The sequence below is a fragment of the Bacillus sp. URHA0034 genome, assembly GCF_056280405.1.
In genome coordinates, this window is sequence record NZ_JBWCDK010000002.1 from 3301749 (window position 1) to 3323353 (window position 21605).

Sequence of the window (21605 nt, forward strand, 5' to 3'; positions counted from 1 at the left end):
ATCGAAATGGCTCCACCTTTACCAGCAATATATTGAAAGAAATCAGCATTTTTATCATAAATTCAAGAAAAAAAAAGGCTTTTTTAGAACAATTGAGTAGCCTCAATTGCTTTTAATTTACCCTTTACTTAAACTTTTTAACTAACTTGCCCCCAATAAATGTACCCCAAGTATTTAAGATTACATCATTAATATCCGTCCATCGATTAGGGATAGTTAATTGGATACATTCAATCATGATGGATAAATAGAATCCAATGAAAGTGACTATGAAAGGGTTTCTTATTTTAGGAAACATAATGGGTAGGATGATTCTAAGAGGTTGATTTCTCCTTTACCCATTCCTATACCTAAGGAAGGTTCAGGCAGCATCGTATAACGGAATATAAAAACAAGTGACAAAATAAAAAGTAAACGAATAGGTATCTTTCTTTTCATAGGGGCTCCTAATAAGATTGTCTCAACTATTTGGAAGTTTTTGTCTTCTGTTATGACATAAAACCTACTCTGTTTGGTAGTATTATGAATCTATAAGCTCGTTTTTTTTTGGTTAGCCTAATTCCTTGAAGAAGTTAGTAAATGGAAGACTAGACGAAAAATGAAATATGCCGTTATCCATAAAGGAATCGATAAAAGGATACCCCATAGGCAGCCAAGACCAAAGTTTCTACCATCTGCATTTTCTTTCATTGATTACACTCCGCATCGATATCCATTTTATTAGAGAATTTAGATTTAGTACTGTTCACACAATAATTATATTTATTAGGTAAATATATCTATTAAATAGGAGAAAAGGATGGTACAATGACAAAAAACGACATAGTTCGTACGAACGGGCAAAGCCATTGAAAAGTGGTGGCGCAAAGCTAGAGGGGCTAAGGTTTTTATAAATGCTGCCAGCCAGTTACCGAATATGAATAGCCTTACGACGAATTAAGAATAATTTGGAGGTCCACTATGTTTATATTTATTGCAGGTTTATTAGTTGGCTCTTTTTCGATGCTTTTGATTATGAGTTTAATGGTTGCGGCCAAAAGAGGGGATCAAATCTTAAACACTCATCACTAAATGTATGCGCTTACCAAACAATCCTGTTTAATAGGATTGTTTTTTTAAAAGGAAGGATGTTACTGATTAAATAAGACGTACGATCATTTTAAGCCAGCCAAAGAAGGCAAACCACAATGGAATACTAAACGTTGTCCCCCATATTAAACCTATTAACAAGTTCCCTTGCTTTACCATGATATTCACCCCAAGAGATCCAACTAAATCATCTTTATCTCAATATGTAATAATCATATTATTCCCTAGTAGAGAGGAATTTAAGCTTATCTTTAAAATGGAAAAGATCTATTTTTATAAGACTATTCGGTAGTTTTACAAAAAATGTTATGATGGGAGTAAATTATCCTTTTAAGGAAGGATTTCGAATAAAAATGAATGTGGAGGGTGAATCAAATGGCTTGGAAGATTACGAATTCTAGTAAGAACAAGGTAGACCGTTTTGGCATTACAATCGATCAGGTGATTCTTCCGAACGGGGAAGAAAAGACTTTTTCCTATTTAGACTTTGCAAAGGGAGTTTGCATACTGCCTATTACGAACGATCATAAAGTGATCTGCCTAAGACAATACCGTCATGCGATTAAGAGTTGGGAATGGGAATTGCCTGCTGGGATGATTGATACAGAAGATGAGGGACCTATAGAGGTTGCAAAAAGGGAGCTGGAAGAAGAAACGGGAAATGTTGCCGAGCATTGGCTTGAGTTAGGAAGCTTTTATCCTTCTCCAGGTTCAACATCGGAGGAAATCTTCTTGTTTGCGGCAGCCGGTTTAACTCCGACTGAGCAAAAACTAGAGAATAGCGAGACACTTGAACTGCATGAGCTTACTATGGATGAGGTGAAAGACCTCGTCATTAAAGGGGAGTTTAAGCATGGTGCAGGGCTCGCAGCGATTTTAAGATATAAATTTATGACAGATTAACATTTTTGAGGGAGATTCCTTTTGGTACCGTTATTTTTAAAGCCCGTTTTTAAAGAGAGAATTTGGGGCGGGACAGCTTTACAGGACGTATTCTGGTATCAAATTCCAAACGAATACCCAGAGGAGTGCTGGGCAATCTCGGCTCATCCTCATGGGCCTTAAGGGCTCTTCATTTGGAGAAAGCCCTGGAAGTGACCACTGTTCCACATCAAGATGCGGTTAGTAGCTCAGTAGTGCAAGAGAATGGGAATACGAGAATAATTACCCATGTGGAATCTGAGTTTTTCTCCGTTTACAAATGGGAGGTCCGTGGTAGGTCTGGCTTCTCTTTTGATGATCGATACATGCTCTTTAGTATCATTAATGGGGAAGGAAAACTTTTTCTTAACCGGGTCGAATATGAATTCAAGAAGGGGGCTCATTTCATTATTCCTGTCGGTTTCGGTGAGTTTGAAGTGGACGGGAAATGCGAAATGATTGTGTGTCATACATAATTGGTTAAACGTTAAAGAGTTCCTATGTATTTTTAACTAAATTAAAGATAAAAAGAAGGGGTAAGGATAGTCTTTTTCTAACTATTCTTACCCCTTTTATTTATGTATAGTTAAATATGACCTTTATACTCTTTTTCTTTTTTGTAAATATAGTGAACGTAATAGTTCGTAGAGCGTATATCTACCAGTTATTTAATTGCTATTAATCCCTAAATCACTTAATTTTGCTTCTCTGCGCTTACTCTCATACCATTCAACAATTTTTCGTTCTTTAGCAGTCAAGTAACCTGATTTCACTCTTGGTGCATTTTTTCTCATGTTTTTTTTATTCATTTTTCTCCTCCACAAAGTGATCGTACGGAGGTTGGTATTCGGCAACTGGCAAGCATAGTCAAATGACCTTAGCCCCTATAGTTTTGCGTAACCATTTTTCAATGGTGCTGCCCTTTCGTACGATTGTATTTTTCTATAGTATAAAAGATTCCTGTCACTTTGTGAAGAATTATGTCTTATTTTATCGTTTTTTGTCGAATTTCATTTGCGTCGAATTCTAAGAAGTTATGAAATTGAGTGTTTGGCTTATCTTACATGATATTTATGAAAAAGTATTTCTACTACAAAACAAAATGTAATAGAAGTTTCATCCAACCGAAAACTGCAATCCATAACGGAACACTTAAAGACGTACCCCACAATAATCCAACTAATAGATTTCCTTGCTCGTCCATAATTATCCACTCCTATTAATAGTTGTAGACCTCCATTATGCATTTCCAATGTGTTTATACTACTATAAATGAAAACGGTTACAATATCAATGGGGTAAATTGTGGAATCTTGAAAATATTATTGTAGGATTTTGGGGAGCTAAGGGACGGTTCTCCTGCTTCTGAGCAGGAGAACCGTCCCTTAGCTTCGTAACTTAATTTGATTTTAATAGGAATTTAATAGTTTTTAATCTGTTAGTAATAGTTTGATAACATTCCTCCATTATGATTATTACCATAGCAATACGAGGAGGACTATTTGCAAATGATTAAATCTAAATTAATGGGGATAATTTGTTATCTCCGTAAACATCATAAATATAGCTACTATACAGATAAGTGTGTAACATGTGGAAAGACAAAAGATCATGAAATCCCACGAAACTAAACAAATTCAAATTCAAATAACTAGTACCACTGAGGTAAGTAATGTTAAAAGGAATTCCATTACTAAGTGGAATTAAAAAGCAGGCATAAAGGGTCGTTGAAATACGACTTTTTATGCCTGCTTTTTTTCAGTAGGTGTAAATTCTGCCAATTTCACATTCGACAAATCCCGACATGACAAATCTGTTAATATAACTTTGTTACTAGTACTAAAAGGTCGGAAAAAGGCAAACTATATCGAAAGATTGGGACGCAAAGTCACAGATCTAAGGTAATTTTTACTAGGATGGCTGGACTGCCCGGCAAGATAAGGGGAGACTTTTTAGTGTATAAGATTTTTAATGTTTTGTTGTGTGCACTGTTAGTAGTGCAGTTCATTCCTGGATTTGGAGGGACCATCGTTAAGGCATCTGCTGAAGCTGATCTCGTGAACGATGATTTTGAAGCTTCTGATTTGCCAAGCAGCCCAACCAATGTTGCAACAGGAAAAATTGGCAATTATAATGTGTCAATTACAAGTAACAAAGGGGCATCCTGGGTATTTAATCCTAGTGCCAACTATATACAGGTGGCAGATGACCCGCTGCAAGTGAACCACAAGGTTTTAAAGATAGTAGACAATCAAGGTAGTGCTTCCGACCAAGGTGGGTCCACCCGAATCTATAACAACAGTTTTACAAAGCAAACAACGGGAACTGTTGTGGTTGAATATGATTTTATGGGTGACACATTTGGTTCAGGTACTCCATCCAACCGTTTTAGATTGACAAACGCCGGTGTGAATACGGCGATGGTGTCACTTGAAACTTACGGAAACAAACTAATCTATCGTACGTCTGACTCTACTAATCAAACTCCGACTCTAGTAGAATCTTTACAGCCAAAAACTTGGTATCATGTAAAAATCCAGGCAGACCTGGATCAGCAAAAATATGATGTTTCAGTTAGCGGTGGTGCAAATGCTGAGCTTAAGGGCTTACCATTCTATCAATCTGTAACAGATTTTGGAAACTTCGATGTTAACACAGGAAATAGCTCTACATCGACGATCTACTTAGATAACGTTCATATTTATAATGTACCATCTATGACAGAAGTTTCGACTGTTCAAACTGTACCAGTTGCTCCAACCGGATTAGGCGCGTCTGCGGAAGATACAGCTGTTCATCTTTCGTGGAATCCCGTAAGCGATGCGGCTTCTTACAATGTGAAAAGAAGTACAAATGCAGCAGGTCCATTTGATACCATTCAATCAAATGTAACAGAAACGGCCTACCAGGATTCTAGTTTGGAAAATGATACTACTACTTATTATTATGTGGTTAGTGCTGTCAATGAAGCTGGTGAAGGAACAGAGTCGTCTGTCGCTTCTGTGAAGACCGGAACGGTGCCTGTTGAACCTCAACCGGAAGTAGCTCAGGAATATCTTGTCAATGATTCTTTTGATGGCTCTGAATGGCCTACTGCGCCAACGAGCACAACATCTGGGAATATTGGCAGCTATGCCGTTCAAATAACCAGTAATAAAGGTACTGCCTGGGTGTTTAATCCGAACGACAATTATGCACAAGTTGTAAGTGATCCACTAAAGTCTAGTAATCAAGCGTTGAAATTGGTTGACAAACAGGATGGTTCGACAACAAGTGGTGGTCAAACTCGAATCTCCAACAATAGCTTTCCAAAACAGACTCTGGATAAAACTGTGATTACCGAGTTTGACTTTATGGCACAATCCTTTGGTTCAAGTTCTCGATTCAGATTAACGAATTCGGGTGTGAACACAAGCTTGGTTTCTCTTGAAGTATCAGGGAATAAATTGATCTACCGAAATGCCGATGGTACTACTCCGGTGATCCTGGATTCGCTTCAACCAAACAAATGGTATCATGTAAAGGTTCAGACAGACTTATTGCTTGCTAAATACAATGTAACGATTAGCGGAGCTGATAACGCGGAAGTAAGAAATATTCCTTTTTATCAATCAGTCACAGACTATGGAAATTTTGATGTGAATACAGGGAACAGTACCACTTCGACTTTGTATTTGGATAATCTTCAAATTTATGTACCATCTATTGTTCCAGATGCTCCGGCCGGATTGAAGGCAGAGGCAGGTAATACACAAATTAAGCTTTCATGGAACCCAGTAGGCGGTGCCTCATCTTATAATATCAAAAGAAGCACTTCGCCTGAGGGTCCATTCACAAATGTACAAGGAAATGTCACAGACCTTACTTTTAAAGATTCTGGTTTAACGAATGAAACAACCTATTATTATGTTGTAAGTGGTGTTAACTCCGTTGGTGAGGGAAAGGATTCCACTCCATTAAGTGTGACTCCATCAAGTCAGATACCATTACCAAGTGCACCAACCGGAATAATTGCTCAAGAAAAGGATTCTTCAATTAGCTTGTCATGGGAACCGGTAGAGAGTGCTGATAGTTATACTGTTAAGCGCAGTACGTCAGAAGAAGGTTCTTTTGAAGTTGTTGCTTCCGGTGAAACTGATACCACGTTCTCAGATTTGAAGCTTAAGAATGGGACAACGTACTATTATCGTATTCAAGCTACTGGAATAGGAGGAGATGGTCCGGATTCAGTTGTGACTAGTGTACAGCCGAATGCTCCATTATCTAATCCTACTGACTTGGCTGCAGAAGCAGGTGACCATCAGGTTACATTAACATGGAGTAAGGTAGATGGTGCTGCATCTTATACTGTTAAGAGAAGTACAGTGAATGGCGGCCCATATACAGCGATTGCCTCTGATTTAACAGAAGCATCTTATACTGATACGCAAGCTGAAAATGGAACAACTTATTATTATGTTGTCACAGCAGTGAAGGAAAAAGCGGAGAGTATGATTTCTTCACAAGTGAAGGCTGTACCATCTTCATCTGTTGCAGGTACTCCTGTTGTACCAGCAGGCTTTGAAGCTAAGGCAAATGATGGTCAGGTTGACTTAAGCTGGAAGGCTTCCACCAATGCCAATTCTTATACTGTAAAGCGCAGTACTACAAGCGGTGGTTCTTATACGACAGTGGCAAAGGATGTAACTTCAACTTCCTATACTGATACGGATGTTGTTAATGGAACACACTATTATTATGTCGTGACAGCTTCAAACACCAATGGTGAAAGTCGTCCTTCTAATGAATTAGCAGTTATGCCTGCTATGTTGATTGTGGTTGCTCAGGATGGAACGGGGGATTTTGCATCTATTCAGGATGCAGTTGACTCAATTCCAACGGACAACAACACTCGAGTGGTCATTTTTATTAAAGATGGATTGTATAAGGAAAAGGTTTCTGTTACACAACCATATGTAAGTTTTGTAGGGGAAAGCCGTGAGAATACGGTTATTGAATGGGATGATTACGGCGGTACAGACGGTAAATCCGGCAACGTGGGCAGCACGTTTGCAAGCCAAACAGTGGGTGTTACGGGTAATTATTTCAATGCATCCAATCTTACCATCTCAAATAGCAGAGCTCCTCGCTCACAATACGGGACAGCCGTCGCGTTATCCGTAAAGAGCGACCAAGCTGTTTTTGAAAATGTAAAAATCTTAGGCCATCAGGATACTTTATATACCGGAACGGGCAGACAATACTACCACAACTCCTATATTGAAGGCGATGTAGATTTTATTTTTGGAGAAGCAACAGCTGTTGTCTTCGATAACAGTGAGATTCATAGTGTAGGAACAAACGGGTATGTAACAGCTGCGGCGCAGCCTAAAACATCAGATTACGGTTTTGTGTTCTTGAATTCAAAACTGACAAAAGATGATACTGCGACTAAGGTTTACTTGGGCAGACCATGGAAAAATTATGCGAAAACAACGTTTATTAACACATGGATGGATTCGCATATTGTCTCTGATGGCTGGTCCACATGGTCAGGAACGGATAATCATTTACGCGCAGGCTACGCGGAATATAACAGCTCAGGTCCTGGTGCGGATCCGCAAGATCGTGCGTCTTGGTCCAAGCAGTTAACGGCAGCGGAAGCAAGTGAATTCACGATTCCACGTATCTTTAACGGATGGGATCCATCTCAAACGGTGATTACACCAAATGCGTTAAAGCCTGTAGTGAATAAAGTGACAAAAGTCGATGTTAGTATGGATAAAGTGAGTCCCCAGCTAGCGGGAACCCCTATTACGATTAAAGCGAACTCTGAAGGAAGCAATAATCCAGAATATCGTTTCTTTGTTAGAGATAGTAACGGACATCTTACTACTCTACAGGAATATGGACCAAATGATACAGTCGTTTGGACTCCACAGGCAACCGGCAGCTATACCATCATTGTTCACGCCAAAGATAAGAGTCAACCAGGTACTAATAGCTTCTATGAAGCTCGGACTGAAACGACTTATAAAATCAACGGAGGAACGGTCACAAAGGTTAATGTCTCACTTGATAGTACTAGTCCTCGATTAGTAGGGTCGCCTATTACGATTAAAGCGACGTCCGAAGGCAGTGTGGAACCGGAATACCGTTTTATGGTTAAAAATTCTTTAGGCGAACTGATCACTTTGCAGGAATATGGTCCCAATGATATGATCACATGGGTTCCCTTAGAGAAGGGGAATTACACGATTATTGTCCATGCAAAGGATAAGAGTAAGTCGATTGTAGGTGCATACTTTAGCTATGAGGCACGCACTGAAGTCTCTTACCAAGCAGCAGCAGGGAAAGTGACAAAAGTGGATATGAGCATTGATCATGCTAGTCCTCAAACACTTGGTTCACCGATTTCCATTAAAGCAACATCTGAGGGCAGCAATCAACCAGAATATCGCTTTATGGTTAGAGATAGTAAAGGAAACCTTACCACCTTACAAGAATATGGATCCAATGACACGGTTACTTGGACTCCTTTTGTAGCTGATAATTATACGATTATAGTTCACGCCAAGGATAAGAATAAGAGTGGGGCAAACTATTCGTATGAAGCAAGAACGGAAATGTGGTATCAAATTACTGCAGGGAAAGTAACAAAAGTGGATGTAGCTCTTGGAAAAATCAGTCCACAAACCGTTGGAACTCCAATCACTATTAAGGCAGCATCTGAAGGAAGCCATGATCCTGAATATCGCTTCTTTGTGAGAGATAGTAAAGGAAACCTTCTTACTCTGCAGGAATATGGAGCTAATGATACGGTCACATGGACTCCATTGCTAAAAGGCAGTTATACCATTATCGTCCATGCGAGGGATAAGAGTAGATCAGGGACTAACTATTTTTACTATGATTCACGAACTGAATTGCCTTATTTGATAAATTAGTATGTAAAGAATGATCAAAAAAAGCGTCTCCCGCATGTGAGGCGCTTTTTTTCTAGGTTAAAAGTTCTTTATATTTGACTCTTCAATTGTGTTCAAGGGAGCTTTAAAATAGTAGTTAGTACAAAGTTACTGAAATCAAACATTATTAATCTATTGAGGGAAGTAAAAGGGAGAGTCATTCTACATGAAAAGGTTACTTTATAAAGGTTTAATGATTTGTATCATTTTATCCATTCAGTTAAGTGTTTCTGTGAAGGCAGCAGATATATCATCTGCTGTAGTAGTAAATACTGAAGATGAACTTGTTAAGGCATTGGCTGACGCTTCTATTCAATCAGTGGATATTGAATCTGATATTGAGATAACTAGTAGTTCTGCACTAGATATTAATGGTGATAATAAATTTATTAATGGAAATAGTCATGTATTACATTTCACGAATAGCGGAAGTATAACGAGTAATGTAAAAATAAAAGAGCTTACTGATTTAATCATTAACTCTAATAATGATATAAATTTGCTATTAAAATATGGTGGAAATATTGAAGGCTTAAAAGGGGAAAAGGTTAGTGTTACTAGTAATAGTAATGTAGACATATCTAAATCCAGTTTATTTTATGTCAAAGTTGAAAATGGATATGAGAGTAAAATAGTTGATTCGGAGATTAGTGGCCAAGGGATATATTTGAATAATTCCTCTAATACAATTATTGATAAGGTAAACATCGATTTAGGTGAAAGTTATGATGATGGAATCGTGTTATCTGGTAGGACAAGCTCTGATATTTCTAATACAACCATAAATGGTGGAGCATACGGAATATATTCATACATGAATGGCATGTCTTCCAACATAACGAATACCAAGATACAAGGAAGCAAGAATAATGGCATTTATAACAATGGTGATGTGAATGGAAGTGTATTAAATCTATCAAATGTTGAAATTTCTGAAACAGGCAGCTATGGAATCTATAACACAGGGACAAATTCTTCAGGGTTAATTACGATAGAATCAGGGACTGCTCTAACACTTAATACTGGAAATAACATTGGTATTTATCAGGAGTATGGATATTTAAACCTGTTGGGAGATGTTATTCATACTGGCGGTCAGTACACGCTTTTTAATAGTAGTAATTCTACACTTTACGATCCGAATGAAAAGATGAAATTGGTTTCACAGAATGGTTCCATTAGTTTATATAATTCCATTAATCGAACAGGTGATGATGTTGTCCAAACCTCTGTAAAAGTGGGAACAGAGGAAGAGTTGCGGAACGCATTAAAAGACGAGAAAGTAAATAACGTTCAGCTAACCAATAACATAGAAATTCTTAATTCATCCAATATTGAAGTGAATGGAATTCTTAAGAAGTTAAGTGGTGGAAATTTTAAACTGACATTCAGTGATAATATAAATCCACAAATTGTAGCAAACCAGTTTTTTGAAATTGAAGATCTAATGATTAATAATAATTTAACTGGGGGATTGACGCTTAATAAAGGTGGAACTCTTAGCAACTTTATTTCTCCGAAGATGGCGTTATATTCCGTTGGGGAAGCACATGTACTCAATAGTGAATTAGAAGGAACATCTATTAATAATGGTAACAATTCAAAAATAGTAAATTCTACTATTGGGATTTCTGGTATCTATTTAAGTCTTTGCCAGTACACAACGATAGACAAGGTAAATATAAATTTAGGTGACACCTCTAGTTATGGAATCATCTTATCTGGAAGAACAAGCGCTGATATTTCTAATACAACCATAAATGGTGGAGCATACGGAATATATTCATACATGAATGGCATGTCTTCCAACATAACGAATACCAAGATACAAGGAAGCAAGAATAATGGCATTTATAACTATGGTGATGTGAATGGAAGTGTATTAAATCTATCAAATGTTGAAATTTCTGAAACAGGCAGCTATGGAATCTATAACACAGGGACAAATTCTTCAGGGTTAATCACGATAGAATCAGGGACTGCTCTAACACTTAATACTGGAAATAACATTGGTATTTATCAGGAGTATGGATATTTAAACCTGTTGGGAGATGTTATTCATACTGGCGGTCAGTACACGCTTTTTAATAGTAGTAATTCTACACTTTACGATCCGAATGAAAAGATGAAATTGGTTTCACAGAATGGTTCCATTAGTTTATATAATTCCATTAATCGAACAGGTGATGATGTTGTCCAAACCTCTGTAAAAGTGGGAACAGAGGAAGAGTTGCGGAACGCATTAAAAGACGAGAAAGTAAATAACGTTCAGCTAACCAATAACATAGAAATTCTTAATTCATCCAATATTGAAGTGAATGGAATTCTTAAGAAGTTAAGTGGTGGAAATTTTAAACTGACATTCAGTGATAATATAAATCCACAAATTGTAGCAAACCAGTTTTTTGAAATTGAAGATCTAATGATTAATAATAATTTAACTGGGGGATTGACGCTTAATAAAGGTGGAACTCTTAGCAACTTTATTTCTCCGAAGATGGCGTTATATTCCGTTGGGGAAGCACATGTACTCAATAGTGAATTAGAAGGAACATCTATTAATAATGGTAACAATTCAAAAATAGTAAATTCTACTATTGGGATTTCTGGTATCTATTTAAGTCTTTGCCAGTACACAATGATAGACAAGGTAAATATAAATTTAGGTGACACCTCTAGTTATGGAATCATCTTATCTGGAAGAACAAGCGCTGATATTTCTAATACAACCATAAATGGTGGAGCATACGGAATATATTCATACATGAATGGCATGTCTTCCAACATAACGAATACCAAGATACAAGGAAGCAAGAATAATGGCATTTATAACAATGGTGATGTGAACGGAAGTGTATTAAATCTATCTAATGTTGAAATTTCCGATACAGGAAGCTATGGAATCTTTAACACAGGAGGGTATTCTCAAGGTTCTATTACTGTGGTTTCTGGGGCGTCCCTGAAACTTAATACTGGGAATAACATTGGAATTTTTCAGGAGAATGGAAACTTCAATTTGAATGGTACGATTAATAGTACAAAATATGGAACCATCATATCATCAGACTATAATTCGCAAACGAATGATTATAGTAATCAATTATTTTGCTTAAATCCTGATACAGACTCATACAAAAAATACGCACTTATAAATAATGGTATACCAGTGGTTTATGAGGTCAAAGTTACGGCCGATCTATCGGCTCCTCAAATAGCAGGCACATCAATTGTATTAACAGCAGCTTCCCAAGGAGGTACAGATCCCGAGTATCGATTCTATGCTCGAGATGAAAAAGGAAATTTAACCCTCCTACAGGAATATGGAAGTGCCAATACTACAACCTGGCAGCCGACTAAACCCGGGACTTACACCATCATTGTACATGCAAAGGACAAGAGTAAATCCGGTGCAAACTATTTCTATGAAGCAAAGGCGGAAATGGTGTATAAAGTAAATCCAGGGGTTGTCACGAGTGTGAATGTGCAGCCGGATCAGCCGTCACCTCAAGCAGCAGGTTCTACCATCACATTAAATGCGGCTTCCCAAGGAAGTGTAGAACCTGAATATCGTTTTTACGTTCGAGATGAAAAAGGTGTTCTGGCCCTTATACAGGAATATGGAAGTTCCAATACTGCAACCTGGAAGCCGACAAAGCCAGGTACTTATACCATCATTGTTCATGCAAAGGACAAAAATAAATCAGGTGCGAGCTATTTTTACGAAGTAAAGACAGAAAAGGTCTATAAAGTAAGTCCAGGAGTGGTAACAAGTGTGAATGTGCAATCGGATCAGCCGTCGCCTCAGGCAGCAGGTTCTACCATCACATTAAAAGCAACGTCCCAAGGAAGTGTAGAACCTGAATACAGATTTTATGTACGAGATGAAAAAGGTGGGTTGACCCTTCTACAGGAATATGGAAGTTCCAATACCTCTTCATGGAAACCGACAAAACCTGGAACTTATACAGTCATTGTTCATGCAAAGGATAAGAGTAAATCGGGTGCGAACTATTTTTATGAAGCGAAGACAGAAATGATCTATAAGGTGAGTCCAGGAGTGGTAACAAATGTGAATGTGCAGTCGGATCAGCCATCGTCTCAAACAGTCGGTTCTACCATCACATTAAAAGCAGCGTCACAAGGAAGTATCGAACCGGAGTACCGATTCTATGTACGAGATGAAAAAGGGGGCTTGACCCTCCTACAGGAATATGGAAGTTCCAATACAACTTCATGGAAACCGGCAAAACCAGGAACTTATACAGTCATTGTTCATGCAAAGGATAAGAGTAAATCGGGTGCGAACTATTTTTATGAATCAAAGACAGAAATGGTCTATAAAGTAAGTCCAGGAGTGGTAACAAGTGTGAATGTGCAGTCGGATTTGTCCTCACCACAGACAAATGGTTCAACTATTACATTCACAGCAGCGTCCCAAGGAAGTGTAGAACCGGAATATCGATTCTATGTTCGAGATGAAAAAGGGGATTTGACCCTCCTACAGGAATACGGAAGCTCTAATATTGCAACCTGGAAGCCGACAAAGACTGGGACCTACACCATTATTGTCCACGCAAAGGATAAAAATAAATCCGGACAAAATAACTTTTATGAAGCACGGGCAGACAGTATCTTTAAGATTAACTAACAAAGTAGAATTTGATAAATGTAATACCATGAATAACGGAGATAAATAGACAAAATTTAAAATATCAACCAGGTAGCATCTTACATGATAGATGAAGAGATAATTCTGATGGTTTTTTGAAGCAATCTTAGATCCTTTATCTTACTGGAATAAGGTTGCTTCTTTTCATGAAGTGCTCTTGATTACGAAATTAAATTTTTTGTAGGTATTGATAATAAATTAGGTCTTTGCAATAGACGACGGTTTTGTCTCATTCAAATAATGAGATCTACCAATTTATTGCGTTATATAATAGATAAAAGGGGTGGGGATATTATGGGATTTAAGTTTAGAAAAAGTATTAACCTTGGTGGCGGAGTTAGGATAAATGCTGGAAAAAACGGAATTGGTGTCTCTGCAGGAGTCAAAGGACTAAGAGTCAGTAAGGGAGCAGATGGGAAAACAAGAGTAACAGCTTCTATACCTGGTGCGGGGATTTCTTATCAAGAAACGATAGGGGGTACCAAGAAAATAGAACAAAAGAAAAAGCACAAGCCCACGGTTAACAAGAAATTGGATGAGAATAAAGTACTTTATTCGTTTCAAGGAATTATACGGGCAATACGTGAGGATGGAAGGCTAGTCTTTGATGAATTCAACCGTCATTTCTATAACGGAAACTTTACGGTTTTGTTTTATTTAGGTTCTGTTCATATGAAAGACCCTAATCGAGGAGAGCAGACACAATACACCTTTGTAGGGGATATTAAAATAAGTAAAAATATCGCCCTGACCGGTTTTTGGGTATTTAAAGGAAGTAGACCAGAATTAATAATTGAGTTAAATGGAGTAGAATATACATTTCAGGTCACTAGTGAAACCGTCGCAGACGGAGTGATTGCTTGGCACAGAGAATTTCTGAAACATTATCAGACATTAGTTGCCAGTAATATTGAGTTGGATGAATCGGAGAAACCTTCAACATATGGTTGGGATGAGGACAGAGAGGATGAACATCAGTTTGCTCAACTAAATGATGATGAGCCGCTTGTTATGTCGTGCGTGTATTGCTATACAAGGGATGAAGTCGAAGTATGGCAATTAAGAGTGGACGAAGAAACTAATGATACCATGATAGATTGTAAACATTGTGGTAAGGAATATGAATTCCAAGAATCTTTTGATTGGGAATCACAATTTCTTAACGATGAAGGTAATTATGCTTTCAATACAATGATGTGTGGTGATTGTTTTGAGGACATTTCACTAATTGGTGTGCCTTTTCAAGAAGGAATTGCCTATGTAAAATGTCCGAATTGTAAGTCAGAGATTATGATAACTCCTCCATCATAAACATATTCAGTTAGGTGGACTTAATAGTAATAGGTATATATATAAAACAGATAGAATAGAAAAAGCTGATTGATTTAATCAGCTTTTTCTTCTACTCACTTAATTCTAACTGAGTTTTCAATTCATTTTGTACTCTTTGCTTTTCAGCGTCAGATACTAAACCGTAATAAATACCACCGATTTTGGTTCCTGTTTCTTTGATCTCCATTTGGGTAATGTTAGATCCAGCAGATTTATAATTTTTTTGAATATCGATCATTTGATCAAAAGTAAGATTGGTTTTGACGTTTTTGCCAAGGGCATTGAAGATACTTTGATAGTTGGTTAAGCTTGATACGCTTGCTCCTTCTTTAATTACACCCTGAATGATTTGACGTTGCCTTGTTTGACGGCCAAAGTCCCCACGAGGGTCATCATATCTCATTCTTGTGTAAGCTAATGCTTTTTTACCATCTAAATCAAGTTGACCTTTAGTAAAGTGATAACCTTCATAAGTAAAATCTAAATCGTTTTGAACAGTAATTCCGCCAACTGCATCGACAATGTCCCTGAACCCTTCCATATTGACCTTCATGTAATAATCAAGTGGTATGTCCAAGAAGTTTTCAACTGTGTTAATTGACATTTCGACTCCACCGAAGGCATAGGCATGATTGATTTTATCTACCTTCCCTTTACCAACAATTTCAGTACGTGTGTCACGAGGAATGCTGAGCATCTTCACTGAATTGTTGTTTGGGTTAACGGTTAACACGATCATTGTATCGGAACGGCCTCTGTCGCCTTGTCGTTCATCGACACCAAGCATTAAGACTGAAAATGGATCTTTATTCGTTAAGGCAACCGGTTCCTGGCGTTTTTCTGACTGTTTTCGGGCGGTTGGCTCATGCATCGTTGTGACTGCACTTTTTAATGAACTATATACATTATATGCGTAAACTCCTACACCAATAACAAGGACTAGAAGAATAATACCTGTGACTTTCAACCATGTTCTCTTTTTCTTCGTTTTTTCAGACCTCATTCGAGAATACCTCCAAAAATTTGACAAATACTTCTCACTTTTATAAGAATATCAAAAATATAGGAAAATAGATACAAAAAAAATATGGGATTTTTATGGGAATTAGATTTTTATTAAAGAGAGGCAATTAGTTTAGCAACTGTTTCCATTTATAGGGACTAAATTACTAAAAAATGTAAAACGGAAGGAATTTAACCTAACTCTGTCGAAATTATAGCAATATATCACACTTAAGGGAGAGACCTCCATGAGAAGTAACCGGCCTTATAAATCCCCTTTAGCTGCCATGTTATGGTCACTCGTTCTTCCGGGATTTGGACAACTATACAATAAGGATTATTATATTGGTACTATATTGTTAGTACTAGAATTCTTGATCAATTTAAAATCACATTTAAATTTAGTTTTATTAAATAGCTTAACTGGAGACCTCCTGCAATCGCATGACTCGGTTAATTACAGTTGGGGGCTTTTCTATCCTTCTATCTATGGGTTTGCCCTTTGGCAGGCTTTTAATATGGCGATTTCAAAAACTAATAAATTAGAGGGAAATGTTGTTGAAAAACGAACCTATTTATCAGGGTTCTTTATCGGTCTTGTTATCGGAATGGACTTCGGCTTAATCTGGCATGATACCGATATTATTCAAAGATTTCCGTTTCTTGATTATCCCGTTTTTAACGGATTGTTCATCGGGCTGCTGCTTGGCTTGTTAGCCCATTTGGCCGAAATAAAAATATATCGAAGAAAACTAAAAAAACTGCTCTTTAAGAATTAAATCTTAATATAGCCAAACCACCGCTTACGTTATGAAAGCGGTGGTTTGTGTTTTGAGCTAAATGGGTATATTAATCTTCAAAACAATTAAAACTTTTATCTTTTCCACCAAAATACCACACTTTTCTATTGGGATTACGTTTACAATTGTCGGAATTGATAGTAAAATGTAGGCTTAGTAGATTAAGAGGAGGGAGAAATAGGAAATTGAATCTTAACGCAAAACAGAGTCTTGTCGACTTTTCACAAATTGTCAAAAAGGCCTATGAAAAAGGCGAAAATGAAACCGAAATCACACTTGAAAAATTGATAGAAGAATTAAAAGCGGACTTAAAACAACTGGTGATCTGCTAATAAATAAAATAGATATGGAAGCAAGGGGACGGTTCTCTTGCTTCTTTTTTTGTGGAATCATTGGGGAATCACGGGGACGGTTCTCATGCTTCGGACGCATGAGAACTGTCCCCGTGATTTTTCATGACTAAATTTGTCGAAAAATATTAAGTTAATTTATTGAAGGTATTTGATAAGATAGTACTGGTGCTAATTACCTATTTTATTCTTATTGTCTAAGATGACACAGAAGGGGGATTTATGTGAAAAAATATAGAATTTTGTCTTTATTAGTTTTATTGATTTTGATTTTATCAACTAAGATGGACACGGTATTTGCTGCAGCAGGAGATCGTGATACTCCTTATAATGCTTGGGAGAATCATAGATTTACATACCAGCAATACTTTTGGGATACTTCCAAGGTAGTAGAATTGCAATTAATACAAATGTACAAAGGTGAAGAGGCCAATTCGATAGTTGCTAGGGAAAATATGTTTAATGATGAACCAGCAGCGGATGAAGAATGGCTTTTAATGAAGTTTAACTTAAAATATGTATCGGGACCAGCAACAGAGTCTTTATATGCAAGCGATGTAATGTGGAGCGAAGATAGTTTTTTTACAGCTAGTGGACAGAAGATTTCCCCTATTTCTACAGCCTCATTCTCTGACCAATTCAATGGTTTTGGGGAATACGATGTTGAGCTATATCCTGGTGCTCAATCTGAAGTTTGGTACGGATTATTAGTTAAAAAGACAGTAGGATATCCTTACATAAGAATAGCAAATGACTATAACAGCTCTACTTATATATGGTTTAACACCGACCCAATGTACCACATGCAGCCAACCAATCCATCCAATCTAAAGGTGGCTGCCACTTCATACAATAATGTTAACTTAAATTGGACTGCCGGAAGTGGGGGATCTGGGTACGAGATATATAGTTCAACATCAAGCACTGGACCTTTTACAAAAGTAGCCTCTACAACGGGTACTTCCTATAACAATACAGGTTTAGCCACAGGTACAACTTATTTCTATAAAGTTAGATCCTATAAATCTGGGACACCTACGGTTTATAGTAACTTTACTCCTGTTGTTTCGGCGAAACCAACTCTTTCCACACCAACTTCAGCTAAGGCTGTTTCTTCATCTTATAATAGCATCAAGACAAGCTGGGGAGCAGTAAGTGGTGTAAGTGGTTATGAGGTCCACCGAGCAACATCCAGCACAGGTGCTTATTCACTTGTAGGTTCTACCACAGCAACAAGTCTGAATAACTCAGGGCTTACAACGAATAAACCATATTATTATAAAATCAGAGCTTACCGAATGGTCGGAACTAAGAAGGTTTATAGTAATTTTTCAGCAGTAGCTTCAGCAAAACCTGTACCATCTGTTCCAGCAAACTTTAAGGCAGCTAGATTAACTACAACCAGCTTTAAGTTGACATGGAGTGCTGTAGCAGGGGTAAATGGATATGAGCTTTATAGAGCCACATCTTATAGTGGAACCTATACTCAATTAAAAAACACAACAGCCCTTTATTACACCAATACGGGATTAATCAAGGGGAAAACTTATTATTATAAACTAAGAGCCTATAAAACAGTGGGCACAGCTAAAGTATATAGCGGCTGGAGCACGATTATTAGTGTAAGACCATAAGAATAAAGGGAGCATGGGGACGGTTCTCATGCTTCCGAAGGACGGTTAGTATAACCGTTCAGTTTTTAAAGGAAGGGACTATGTCCTTTCCTTTTCTTTTTGAGTTGGTAGGATGATCCCTTTATAGGAAGTCTTTTTGTTGGTTGGAGCCTTTCTCATTTTTAATAATGGGGTTGGCAAAAAGCAATCTGCAATTTTCAGGCATGTTTCAACAAGTTTTTTACGTATTGGGCAGGGATTTGCTTATTTTTCAAGGATAGATGCCATTTTAACTAAACGTTTGGTTAAAGGATAAATAGAGGGAAATGGTCGAGGTTTGTCATTTCTTTATGAAGATACTGACAATCTATTAATAGCGGGTTTAATAAAGTGTACAAAAAATCATGGGCATGCTCCCCTCCCTTAGGGAGAGGAGCGCGCCCATGAACAATGTTAAAAAATGTGTATTCGTCAGCTATGTCAGCAAGTTTAGGCAGCCACGTCCCTGCGTGTAAAAATGAGCCAGGAAATCAGATTGAACACGAGAAAATAGACTGCGAGCACGACGATGGAAAAGGACAATGTCATACCTTCTTGGAAAGGACGCCCGGTTAGGTACTGGGTGAGATCGGTGTTGGCGAACAACAGGTACTTACTCCAATCGAACCGCCGCAGTGCCTGCAAAACCATATTGCCTGCAAACAAAGCACCAATGGAAAACCCGATCGCCATCGCGCTGCTTCGAAAGGCGGATGAGATCATAAAGGCCATGGTTACGTACATAACTGTGGAAACACCGTTAAGCATATACGTTTTCCAGAGATTGAGGACCATGTTCCTTTCGACGATTTGCCCGGATGCATTCATGCTGATCAATGGTAGATCCATATATCCAAAGCCGTATAAAATTCCGTTCACTGCGACGGATATGACAAACAGAGTGAGTAACAACAGCATGCCGAACAACAGAAAAGAGATATACTTGGAAACAAGGATCTTGACCCGCCTAGCCGGCCTAATGAGCAGCAGCTTGATCGTACCGGATGAAAACTCGCCCGCCACACTGTCTCCTACAATGATGATGGTAAAAATGGTAATCATGATCATCAGACTGGCCGAACCGTTCACCCCATCCCACATCGTGCCGTCCGTCGAGCGAATATTGTGCTCCAAGTGATAGTCGTTGACGGCAATCTGCTGTTGATAGAAGGTTCGGTCCTCTTCATCCAGCTTGGGCTGCTTCAGAATTTCGCTCCATTGCCGATTCTCTTGCCGCAGTTCTGCCCGCCAGCCTTCACCTTTTGCCTTTTTTCCATCGGAATGCCATTCAATGATGTTAACAAAAAGTACAAAAGCGGCCATTAGTCCAACCAGGATCCACGTTCGCATCCGTCGGTAGATCTTCATATTTTCATTGAGTACTAGATTAACCAATTTGTCCACCCCCCGTTATTTCCAAGAATCGATCTTCAAGAGACTGTGAAACCATTTGGACACCATAGATACGGATATGATTCTGCATTAGCCCTGCCAGGATGTCCGGGATGTGTTCTCGCTCTGTTGTGACCTCGACGAACCCCTCCTGTACGAGCTTGACCTCGTGAACCCCATCCATCTGCCTCATGGTTTCCACTGCCTGTTCCGGTGGCTGTGCTTGGATTAGATACGTTTGAGATTGACCGTTCCCTTCGGTAAAATGCTGAACCGGCATCACATTGACAAGTTTGCCCTGCTGGAGGATGGCGACCCGGTCGCACATCAGCTCCATCTCGGACAAAAGATGACTGGAGACGATAACCGTGATTCCTTCCGTACGGGTCAAATGCCGCAAATAATCGCGCAGCTCGCGAATCCCTGCCGGATCAAGACCGTTCGTCGGTTCATCGAGAATCAGCAGGTCCGGCCGATGCAGTAGTGCCTGGGCGACTCCCAGACGCTGGCGCATGCCGAGTGAGTACTTTTTGACTTTGTCATGGATGCGTTTTTCCAGCTTGACCAGTGACACGACTTCGTCAATCCGTTCCTTCGTGACACCCGGCACCATGCGGGCGTAATGAACAAGGTTGTGGTACCCGCTCAGATATTTGTACATTTCGGGACTTTCCACGATGGCGCCGACGTGGCGGATTGCTTGCTCGAATTCGGTTTTGATATTTTTTCCCTTAATGAGTATCTGGCCCTTGGTAATCGACATTAGTCCGACGATCATGCGGATTGTCGTTGTTTTACCGGCTCCATTTGGACCCAGGAAACCGAAAATCTCGCCTCGTGGTACGTCAAATGTAAGATCGTCGATTAGGGTGGTCCGGCCAATACGTTTGGTCACATGACTTAAGCTGATGATAGGTTCGTGCTTCATACAAGTCCTCCTATAATGATGGATTTGGACATTTCGTCCTTGTATTTACAGGGTTAAATATCCCTGCTTTATGATTCTTGAGTATTTTCGTCACTCTTGAATTCTGAACTATCCTCTAGGCTGACATTTTAAAGCTTTAGAAATAGGACTTACTTTTATATTGAATTTCTCTTAAAGAAATAATTTCAATGTCTGTACAATAAAAGTGTAAGGTATCATCCTCGTAGTCTATTACTTCAAATTTCTTATTTTCCCAGCCTCTATCCCGTATATCATAAATCTCGATGGACAATTGATGATAGATACCCCCGCTTTCAAAGTCGATCTTATTAGGGTTGGAGAAGCGAAAGCAGGCAACATATTGTTTTTCTTTATCCTTAATCATAAAATCTATGTCGAGTATACAAGGGTCTTCAAAAGACCTATTTTGAAAGTTCAAAGAGAATCGATCAATAAACTTTATATTTTGTAATGAAAAATCTTTTATTTTATCAGTTATCAGGTTAATATTTTTTATCAACTTGAA

General features: G+C 38.4%; 15 protein-coding genes, 1 pseudogene and 3 riboswitches. Of the genes and pseudogenes, 10 read left to right on the plus strand and 6 right to left on the minus strand.

Features of this window, described 5'->3' with window-relative positions; translation table 11 throughout:
- Window positions 1-124: 124 nt before the first annotated feature.
- On the minus strand, window positions 125-313 hold the full coding sequence (locus ACZ9EE_RS17925; RefSeq protein ID WP_476032998.1) for a VanZ family protein: 189 nt from the start codon (window positions 311-313) through the stop codon (window positions 125-127).
- A gap of 515 nt (window positions 314-828) precedes the next feature.
- Window positions 829-915, plus strand: a riboswitch (cyclic di-GMP riboswitch).
- Between the two features lie 549 nt (window positions 916-1464).
- On the opposite strand from ACZ9EE_RS17925, the gene ACZ9EE_RS17930 reads away from it, so the two are divergent.
- The 3 genes and pseudogenes from ACZ9EE_RS17930 to ACZ9EE_RS17940 all read left to right on the plus strand — a co-directional run bounded on the left by ACZ9EE_RS17930 (window position 1465) and on the right by ACZ9EE_RS17940 (window position 2486).
- Complete coding sequence (locus tag ACZ9EE_RS17930; RefSeq protein WP_476029126.1) at window positions 1465-1992, plus strand: NUDIX domain-containing protein; 528 nt, start codon at window positions 1465-1467, stop codon at window positions 1990-1992.
- Window positions 1993-2013: 21 nt separating this feature from the next.
- Window positions 2014-2151 (plus strand): annotated as a pseudogene (locus ACZ9EE_RS17935) (type I phosphomannose isomerase catalytic subunit); the annotation flags it as partial.
- A gap of 14 nt (window positions 2152-2165) precedes the next feature.
- Window positions 2166-2486, plus strand: a complete 321-nt coding sequence (locus tag ACZ9EE_RS17940) for a hypothetical protein (RefSeq protein WP_476029128.1) — start codon at window positions 2166-2168, stop codon at window positions 2484-2486.
- 192 nt (window positions 2487-2678) lie between these two features.
- Here ACZ9EE_RS17940 and ACZ9EE_RS17945 read toward each other — a convergent pair whose 3' ends face one another.
- Window positions 2679-2819: a hypothetical protein gene (locus ACZ9EE_RS17945; protein WP_476029130.1), complete on the minus strand. Its 141-nt coding sequence runs from the start codon at window positions 2817-2819 to the stop codon at window positions 2679-2681.
- Window positions 2820-2856: 37 nt separating this feature from the next.
- Window positions 2857-2941: riboswitch (cyclic di-GMP riboswitch) on the minus strand.
- Between the two features lie 915 nt (window positions 2942-3856).
- A riboswitch (cyclic di-GMP riboswitch) is annotated at window positions 3857-3943 on the plus strand.
- A 22-nt stretch (window positions 3944-3965) separates the two neighbouring features.
- Here ACZ9EE_RS17945 and ACZ9EE_RS17950 point away from each other — a divergent pair.
- The 3 genes from ACZ9EE_RS17950 (at window position 3966) to ACZ9EE_RS17960 (ending at window position 14934) form a co-directional block, all read left to right on the plus strand.
- Window positions 3966-8936: a pectinesterase family protein gene (locus ACZ9EE_RS17950; RefSeq protein WP_476029132.1), complete on the plus strand. Its 4971-nt coding sequence runs from the start codon at window positions 3966-3968 to the stop codon at window positions 8934-8936.
- 184 nt (window positions 8937-9120) lie between these two features.
- Window positions 9121-13602 carry a pectate lyase-like adhesive domain-containing protein gene (locus tag ACZ9EE_RS17955; protein WP_476029134.1) on the plus strand — a complete coding sequence of 1494 codons (4482 nt, stop codon included), beginning with the start codon at window positions 9121-9123 and terminating at the stop codon, window positions 13600-13602.
- Window positions 13603-13917: 315 nt separating this feature from the next.
- Window positions 13918-14934, plus strand: coding sequence for a DUF4236 domain-containing protein (locus tag ACZ9EE_RS17960; protein ID WP_476029136.1), 1017 nt, complete (start codon window positions 13918-13920; stop codon window positions 14932-14934).
- A gap of 91 nt (window positions 14935-15025) precedes the next feature.
- On the opposite strand, the gene tagU is transcribed toward ACZ9EE_RS17960, so the two are convergent.
- Window positions 15026-15958 carry a polyisoprenyl-teichoic acid--peptidoglycan teichoic acid transferase TagU gene (tagU, locus tag ACZ9EE_RS17965; protein WP_476029138.1) on the minus strand — a complete coding sequence of 311 codons (933 nt, stop codon included), beginning with the start codon at window positions 15956-15958 and terminating at the stop codon, window positions 15026-15028.
- Between the two features lie 247 nt (window positions 15959-16205).
- On the opposite strand from tagU, the gene ACZ9EE_RS17970 reads away from it, so the two are divergent.
- The 4 genes from ACZ9EE_RS17970 to ACZ9EE_RS17985 all read left to right on the plus strand — a co-directional run bounded on the left by ACZ9EE_RS17970 (window position 16206) and on the right by ACZ9EE_RS17985 (window position 19036).
- Window positions 16206-16736, plus strand: a complete 531-nt coding sequence (locus tag ACZ9EE_RS17970) for a hypothetical protein (RefSeq protein WP_476029140.1) — start codon at window positions 16206-16208, stop codon at window positions 16734-16736.
- 206 nt (window positions 16737-16942) lie between these two features.
- Entirely contained in the window at window positions 16943-17089 is a 147-nt protein-coding gene (locus ACZ9EE_RS17975) for a YwzD family small protein (protein ID WP_476029142.1), read from the plus strand.
- Window positions 17090-17331: 242 nt separating this feature from the next.
- Window positions 17332-18741: a fibronectin type III domain-containing protein gene (locus ACZ9EE_RS17980; RefSeq protein WP_476029144.1), complete on the plus strand. Its 1410-nt coding sequence runs from the start codon at window positions 17332-17334 to the stop codon at window positions 18739-18741.
- 139 nt (window positions 18742-18880) lie between these two features.
- Entirely contained in the window at window positions 18881-19036 is a 156-nt protein-coding gene (locus ACZ9EE_RS17985) for a hypothetical protein (RefSeq protein WP_476029146.1), read from the plus strand.
- 173 nt (window positions 19037-19209) lie between these two features.
- Here ACZ9EE_RS17985 and ACZ9EE_RS17990 read toward each other — a convergent pair whose 3' ends face one another.
- The 3 genes from ACZ9EE_RS17990 to ACZ9EE_RS18000 all read right to left on the minus strand — a co-directional run bounded on the left by ACZ9EE_RS17990 (window position 19210) and on the right by ACZ9EE_RS18000 (window position 21599).
- A complete protein-coding gene (locus tag ACZ9EE_RS17990) occupies window positions 19210-20154 on the minus strand; it encodes an ABC transporter permease (protein ID WP_476029148.1) in 945 nt (314 codons plus the stop codon).
- Window positions 20147-21079 carry an ABC transporter ATP-binding protein gene (locus ACZ9EE_RS17995; protein WP_476029150.1) on the minus strand — a complete coding sequence of 311 codons (933 nt, stop codon included), beginning with the start codon at window positions 21077-21079 and terminating at the stop codon, window positions 20147-20149. Before ACZ9EE_RS17995 ends, ACZ9EE_RS17990 begins: the two co-directional genes overlap by 8 nt.
- 136 nt (window positions 21080-21215) lie before the next feature.
- Window positions 21216-21599: a hypothetical protein gene (locus ACZ9EE_RS18000; RefSeq protein WP_476029152.1), complete on the minus strand. Its 384-nt coding sequence runs from the start codon at window positions 21597-21599 to the stop codon at window positions 21216-21218.
- Window positions 21600-21605: the final 6 nt, after the last annotated feature.